Genomic DNA, 6,752 nt, shown 5'->3' on the forward strand with positions numbered 1-6,752 from the left:
TCCCAAAGAATCTCTTCTCAGACCAATTTCAACTCCCAAAACGCCATATGCGATTCCCCTGCCCTCAAGGGGGAGATCGAATGTTGTCCGGGCTTTCGCCAATCCTCCACCGTTGAACAAGAAGGCGAGGTTGGCGAAGCTGCCAATCTCCCCACTTGAGGGGGGGATGGCCGGCAGGCCAGAGGGGGGCGCTGTCCCGCTAGCGTTCCGCATCTCCAGCGGCATTCCGCACAACCCACGCGGTTTTCCGCACAATCCCTCCGCGCCTGCTGCGCCATGGTCACGCCTTGCAACCCACCCCAGGCCAGGCACCCCCATGAGCATCGTCGTATTCGACCCCGACAGCACCGAGGACGTCGACTTCAAGGACCGCATGCGCCACCCCGCCGCCGCCGATCCGGCGGGCGGCATGTGGCTGTCGGATACGGAACCGTCCTTCATCGATGCCGACGCCTTGCGCAAAGGCCGGCTGGCGAAACTGCGCGGCTGGATGCGCGAGGCCGGCTATGGCGGCGTGGTGCTGTTCGACCCCTATAACCAGCGTTACGCCACCGGCTCGCGCAACATGTTCGGCTACTTCCTGCGCAACTCGACCCGCTATTTCTTCATTCCGGCCGACGGGCCGATCGTGCTGTTCGAATATCCGCAGAGCTACCATGTCTCCATGGTGCTCGACACGATCGACGAGGCGCGGCCTTCCAAGCTTGTCTGGTCTTCCGTGTCGGGCCGCGACGACGAAACCGCCGGTCCCTTCGCCGACGAGATCGCCGAGCTGTTGAAGAAGCATGGCGGCGGCTCGATGAAGCTCGGGCTCGACCGCTGCAGCCATCTGCAGGCCCTGGCGCTTGAAAAGCGCGGCTGCGAGGTTCGGGATTGCCAGGGCGAGATTTTGGCCGTGCGCGCGGTGAAGACGCCTGAGGAGGTGAAATGCCTGCAGGTGTCGATGGCCGGCGCCGAGGCTGCGGTCTATGCGGTGCGTGAGGCGATCAAGCCCGGCGTATCCGAAAACGAGCTGTTCGCCATCATGTATGGCGAGGTTATCCGCCAGGGCGGCGAGTTCATCGAGACCCGGCTGCTGACCTCGGGCCAGCGCACCAACCCGTGGTTCAACGAGGCCAGCGGCCGCAAGATCAGGCCCGGCGAGTTGCTGGCGCTCGATACCGACACGATCGGCTGCTATGGCTACTACTCGGACTTCTCGCGTACCTTCCGCTGCGGGCCGGGCAAGCCGACCCCCTATCAGAAGTCGCTCTACCGCATGGCGCACGATCAGGTTCAGCACAACATTTCGATCGTCAAACCCGGCATGGCCTTCCGCGAGATCGCCGAGAAGGCGTGGAAGATTCCGGACCGTTTCGTCGACCAGCGCTACACCTCGGTCATGCATGGCGTCGGCATGCATGGCGAGACACCGTTCATCGCGCATGCCATGGATTACGAGACCTATGGCCGCGACGGCCATATCGTGCCAGGCATGGTGGTGAGCGTGGAAAGCTATATTGGCGAGAAGGGCGGCCGCGAGGGCGTCAAGCTGGAGGACGAGATCCTGATCACCGACACCGGCACCGAGCTTCTGTCGCGCTTCCCCTACGAGGACGAGTTTTTGGAGAAAGAGGTTTGACCTCCGCTGCCGCACTCGGTGACGTCGCCTTTTCGGCTGGCGCAAACGCCCATCGCTTCGTCATTCTAGGGAGGAGCAAGGCGCGCAGCGACGCGGCGCAGACCTCTGGAGCTGCTCCGCAGCCCAAGGGATCCATGCCGGGACTGCCGAGCGTCGCAACGGTCCATATTCTGCCCCGCTCCGCCCTCTGGCCAGCGTCACGGCATGGATCCCTTGGGCTGCGGAGCAGCTCCAGGGGTCTCCGCGACGGAGCTTCGCTGCTGCTTCGCCCCGTGGATGACGAGGAGCCGCCGGTCAATCGCCACCGGCTGCGCCAACTCGCGTTGGCCGACCGCTGCCCAGGCGCATCTGCATGAAAAGCCCTATCTCGATCAAGCGCGGCACGGTGGCCGCCATCTTCATCGACCTGCAGGAAGAGCACCGGCAGGACCCGCGCTATCTCGTCGAGGACTACGAAAAAGTCCTCGCCAATGTGCAGCGCCTGCAGGCAACGGCGCGGCAGAACCATGTGCCGCTTCAGCACTGGGCCTATATTGTCGATCTCGACAACCAGGACCGGCCCTTTCATCCGGTCGGCGAAGACGGCAAGTCGGCCTTTTCCGACAAGAGCGACCCGCTGACCGAAATCTGCCGCGAGGTGGCGCCGGCGGATGGCGAGGCGCTGCTGATCAAGGCGGAGGCCAGCGCCTTCCGCTCCGGTCCGGCGGGCGCCCGGCTCAAGGCTTCCGGCATCGAATGGCTGGTCATCGCTGGCGTGTGGACCGAGGCCTGCATCGACGCGTCGGTCAAGGACGCGGTGGCGAAGGGCTTTCGCGTGCTTTTGGTCAAGGATGCCTGCGGCAGCGGCAGCGCGGCCATGCACCAGACCGGCATCCTCAACCTTGCCAATCGGCTCTATGGCGGCGCCGTCACCGACACCGACGGCGCCTGCCGGCTGCTGGCCGGCGAGACGGTCACCGTCTGGCAGGTCCAGGGCTCCGTACCCCTGCGCTTCACCTTTGAAAACGCCGCCCGCCTCTATGCCGAGCTTTGACGTGCCCCTCGGAGTGAAATGACCAGCCGCGGCAAATACGGACCTTGGCTCGATCCGGCACTTTGGGCCTATATCGACAGCATCAACGCCTGGTATCCGCCCGAAATCGCCGGCCTGCCGGTCGAAAAGCAGCGCGCGGTCTATGCCAGGATGTGCCGGGCTTTCCACCAGGGCCGTCCACCCGGGGTCAAGGCCAGCGACAGCCTGATCGCCGCTTCGAAGAATGGCATCCCGGTCCGCCGCTATCGGCTCGCCGGCGCGGCGCCGCGTGCGACGGTGCTCTATTTCCACGGCGGCGGTTTCATCCTCGGCGGGCTCGAAAGCCATGACGACATCTGCGCCGAAATCTGCGCCGGCACCGGCTTCGACGTGCTGTCGGTCGACTACCGGCTCGCACCCGAGCACCTTCACCCCGCCGCCTTCGACGATGCGCTGGCGGCTTTCGAATGGGCGGCTGCAAGCGATCTGCCGCTCGTGCTCTGCGGCGAAAGTGCCGGCGGCAACCTGGCGGCGGCGGTGGCACAGGCCACGCGTCACCATCCGCGCGCCGCGATCGGCCAGGTGCTGATCTATCCCGATCTCGGCGGCAACGAGGCGATGGACTCCTATGTCGAACACGCTGACGCGCCGCTGCTGTCGACAGGCGATGCCGCCTTCTACCGCGACGTCAGGTCAGCCAGGAAGCAATCGCCCGACGATCCGACCTTCTCGCCGTTGCGCGACCGCGATTTCTCCGGCCTGCCGCCTACGGTGATCATCACGGCGGAGTGCGATCCGCTATCGTCGGACGGCGAGGCCTATCGCGATCGCATCCTGGAAGCCGGCGGCAAAGCCTGGTGGGATGAGGAGCCCCGCCTCGTGCACAGTTTTTTGCGCGCCCGCACGACCGTGCCGGCCGCGGCGGAAGCCTTTGGGCGTATCGTCGCGGCGGTCGCCGCGCTGGGCCGGGGGGAGTGGCCTACTGAGGCCGCTCGCCGGACGGTTTTATGAGGACAGCGCTTGGGCTGCTTCCTGGGGGAAGGCTTTCAGCCACAGCGCCTTGTCGCCGAGCGTTGCAACCATGGCTGCATGCGCCGCGCGCTCTGCTTCAGTGAGACGCGGCAGCAGTGGCGCCGGCCGTTCGGCGACGATGATCTCGATCTGGCGGACATTGTCGCCGCCCCGCGCCGGTGCGCTTGCGCTGTCGAGGATCAGCGCCGCCTGCTTGCCACCGATCAGTTCGATATAGACCTCTGCCAGCAATTCGGAATCGAGCAGGGCGCCGTGCTTGGTGCGCTTCGTGTTGTCGATGCCGTAGCGCCGGCACAGCGCGTCGAGCGAATTGGGACCCATCGGGTGCTTGCGGCGCGCCAGGGCCAGCGTGTCGACGACAAGCCCGTTGTCGACAGGGGGGTGGCCGAGCCGGCCGAATTCGACATTGAGGAAGCCGACATCGAACGTGGCGTTGTGGGCGACCAGCTTGGCGCCTTCCGTGAATTTCAGCCATTCCTCGGCAATTTCGGCGAAGCTCGGCTTGCCCGCGAGGTCAGCCGCGCTGATGCCGTGCACGGACTGCGCCTCGGCGTGGATCGCGCGGCCTTGCGGGTTGATATAGTGATGGAAGGTCCTGCCGGTCGGAAAACGATTGACCAACTCGACGCCGCCAAGCTCGATCACGCGGTCGTCGCGCGAATCGAGGCCGGTGGTTTCCGTATCGAAAATAATCTCACGCATCGAATCAGGTCGCTCCTGGGAGCAGAATCGTCAGACCGGAACAAAATGGCAATGGGCAATGCCTCTTTTCCTTTTCCCTTGTGGGAGAAGGAAAAAGCTAGCGGCCAGAACCCCCCTTGATTTCGGCAATAATCGCCGCGACCGCGGCACGCGCAGCCTCCAGCCCCTCGCCGGTGTCGATGACGAAATCGGCCAGCCGGCGCTTTTCGGCATCCGGCACCTGCTTGGCCAGGATCGACGCCAGCTTTTCCTCGCTCATGCCCGGCCGCGCCAGCACGCGCTGGCGCTGGACTTCGGCCGGCGCGGTGACGACGACGACCTTGTCGACCCGGCCACGGCCGCCGGTTTCGAACAGCAGCGGGATGTCGAGGACCGCGATCGATTCGCCGGCGTTACGATGCCTGGCCAGGAAGGCATCGGCATCGGCGCGGACCAGCGGATGGATGATGGCTTCGAGCTTTTTCAAGGCCGCCGCATCGCCGAGCACACGGGCGGCGAGTTTTGCGCGGTCGACGCTTCCGTCAACGGTGGTGCCGGGAAAGGCGGCCTCAACCAGGGGGGCCGCCTTGCCGGCATAGAGGCGATGCACCGTCTCGTCGGAATCATGCACCGGCACGCCGGCCTCGGCGAACATCTTGGCCGTCGTCGACTTGCCCATGCCAATCGAGCCGGTGAGGCCGAGCACGATCATGGTTTCGACGCCGGAGACTTGGGCACAAGATCGGCAACGATGAGCGCGCGGAGCTCGGCCGTAACCTTCGGCCTGACGCCGAACCAGCGCTCGAAGCCTGGCACCGCTTGGTTGAGCAGCATGCCGAGCCCGTCGACCGTCTTCAGCCCCCGTGCCCGTGCGGCCGCGAGCAGCGGGGTCTCGAGCGGCACGTAGACGATGTCGTTGACCACGGCATGGTCGGGCAGCAGCGTGGGGTCGGCGGGCAAACCCTCATTGCCCTGCATGCCCAACGCGGTGGTGTTGACCAGCAGGCCGGCGTCGCCCAACAATTCGGCGGTCGCGGCCAGTTCGTGCGCCGAAACGCCGGCGCCAAAGCGGTCGCGCAATTCAATCGCCCGGGCGAGCGTGCGGTTGACGATGCGGATGTCGCCGACGCCGCGCTCCTTCAAGGCGTGGATGACGGCACGGGAAGCGCCGCCGGCACCCAGCACCACGGCCGGGCCATTGGCCCAGCCCGCGGCGTAGTCGTCGAGATTGGCGGCAAAGCCATGGCCGTCGGTGTTGCCGCCCCACAAAGTGCCGTCATCGAGCCACAGCGTGTTGACGGCGCCGATCTCGTCCGCCGCATGGTCGCGGCGCGAGACCCGGGCAAAGGCCGCCTCCTTGTGCGGGATGGTGACGTTGCCGCCGCGATAGCCGTTGGCCTGCATGTTCGCCAGGAAATCGGCGAAATCCCGCGGTGCCACGTCGATCGCCTGGTAGCTGCCGTCAATGCCGTGCTTGGCCAGCCAGTGGCCGTGGATCATCGGCGAGCGCGAATGTTTTATCGGATGGCCGGTGACGAAGGCCTTCTTCATTGCTTCAGCCATCGATAGCTCCCAAGGTACGGAGCTCCGCCAGCAACGGCAGCAGTGGCAGGCCGACAATGGTAAAATGGTCGCCTTCGATTTTTTCGAACAGCTGGACGCCTTCGCCTTCGATTTGATACGCGCCGACGCTCGACAATGCCTTGGCGCCAACCCTGGCGAGATGCCGGCCGATGAAGGCGGGGTCGAGCTTGCGCATGGTCATCGAGGCGATGCCGACATGGCGCCACAGCACCTTGCCGTCGCGCACCAGCACTGCGGCGCTGTTGAGCTGATGGGTCCTGCCCGACAGCGCCAGGAGATGGCGGCGCGCGCCCTCCATGTCGGCGGGCTTGTGGAACACCTCGTCGCCCAAGGACAGCGTCTGGTCGCAGCCGAGCACCAGCGCGCCGGGCCGGCGCTCGCTGACTTCGGTGGCCTTGGCTTCGGCGAGCACCAGGGCGACGTCCTCTGGCGAGGCGCCGCTGTCCTGCAAAGGGGCTTCCAGCGCCCGCTCGTCCAGCGTCGCGGGAACCGCCTCGATGTCGACGCCGGCATCGACCAGCATCGCCTTGCGGAACGGGCTGCCCGAAGCGAGGATGATTTTTTCTGTCATGCTGACTCACCAGGGTTGGTGTTCCGTCGCGCACCCCTCATCCGTCCGAGCTGCGCTCGGCCACCTTCTCCCACACAAGGGCAGAAGGGAAGTTCCTGCGCGGGCGCCGCTGCAAATCGCCACCTGGCGGTATCTGCGGGTACGGTGGCGCCGCGTTCTTCCTTCTCCCCTTGTGAGGCCTTTGCACGGGAGCCGATATTTGGCGCACGTGATGCATGGGCGTTTTTTGAAAGGCGATCGGGCCGCCTTGG

General features: G+C 65.7%; 7 protein-coding genes. 3 read left to right on the forward strand and 4 right to left on the reverse strand.

The annotated features are described in order from the left end of the window. Positions 1-316: 316 nt before the first annotated feature. The 3 genes from FJ492_RS28500 (at position 317) to FJ492_RS28515 (ending at position 3,644) form a co-directional block, all read left to right on the forward strand. Positions 317-1,621, forward strand: a complete 1,305-nt coding sequence (locus FJ492_RS28500; protein ID WP_140773660.1) for a Xaa-Pro peptidase family protein — start codon at positions 317-319, stop codon at positions 1,619-1,621. 352 nt (positions 1,622-1,973) lie between these two features. Next, on the forward strand, positions 1,974-2,654 hold the full coding sequence (locus FJ492_RS28510; protein ID WP_140773664.1) for an isochorismatase family protein: 681 nt from the start codon (positions 1,974-1,976) through the stop codon (positions 2,652-2,654). Between the two features lie 18 nt (positions 2,655-2,672). Next, entirely contained in the window at positions 2,673-3,644 is a 972-nt protein-coding gene (locus FJ492_RS28515) for an alpha/beta hydrolase (RefSeq protein WP_140773666.1), read from the forward strand. On the opposite strand, the gene dnaQ is transcribed toward FJ492_RS28515, so the two are convergent. The 4 genes from dnaQ to FJ492_RS28535 all read right to left on the reverse strand — a co-directional run bounded on the left by dnaQ (position 3,639) and on the right by FJ492_RS28535 (position 6,501). Beyond that, positions 3,639-4,367, reverse strand: coding sequence for a DNA polymerase III subunit epsilon (gene dnaQ, locus FJ492_RS28520; protein WP_140773669.1), 729 nt, complete (start codon positions 4,365-4,367; stop codon positions 3,639-3,641). The genes FJ492_RS28515 and dnaQ overlap by 6 nt on opposite strands. Positions 4,368-4,464: 97 nt before the next feature. Next, complete coding sequence (gene coaE, locus FJ492_RS28525; protein ID WP_140752947.1) at positions 4,465-5,058, reverse strand: dephospho-CoA kinase; 594 nt, start codon at positions 5,056-5,058, stop codon at positions 4,465-4,467. After that, entirely contained in the window at positions 5,055-5,909 is an 855-nt protein-coding gene (locus FJ492_RS28530; protein ID WP_140773671.1) for a shikimate dehydrogenase, read from the reverse strand. The genes coaE and FJ492_RS28530 overlap by 4 nt, the downstream gene beginning before the upstream one ends. Further along, on the reverse strand, positions 5,902-6,501 hold the full coding sequence (locus FJ492_RS28535) for a Maf-like protein (RefSeq protein ID WP_140717812.1): 600 nt from the start codon (positions 6,499-6,501) through the stop codon (positions 5,902-5,904). The genes FJ492_RS28530 and FJ492_RS28535 overlap by 8 nt, the downstream gene beginning before the upstream one ends. Between the last annotated feature and the right edge of the window lie 251 nt (positions 6,502-6,752).

Origin of the sequence: Mesorhizobium sp. B2-5-4, assembly GCF_006441095.1 — a bacterium.
GTDB classification, from domain to species: domain Bacteria; phylum Pseudomonadota; class Alphaproteobacteria; order Rhizobiales; family Rhizobiaceae; genus Mesorhizobium; species Mesorhizobium salmacidum.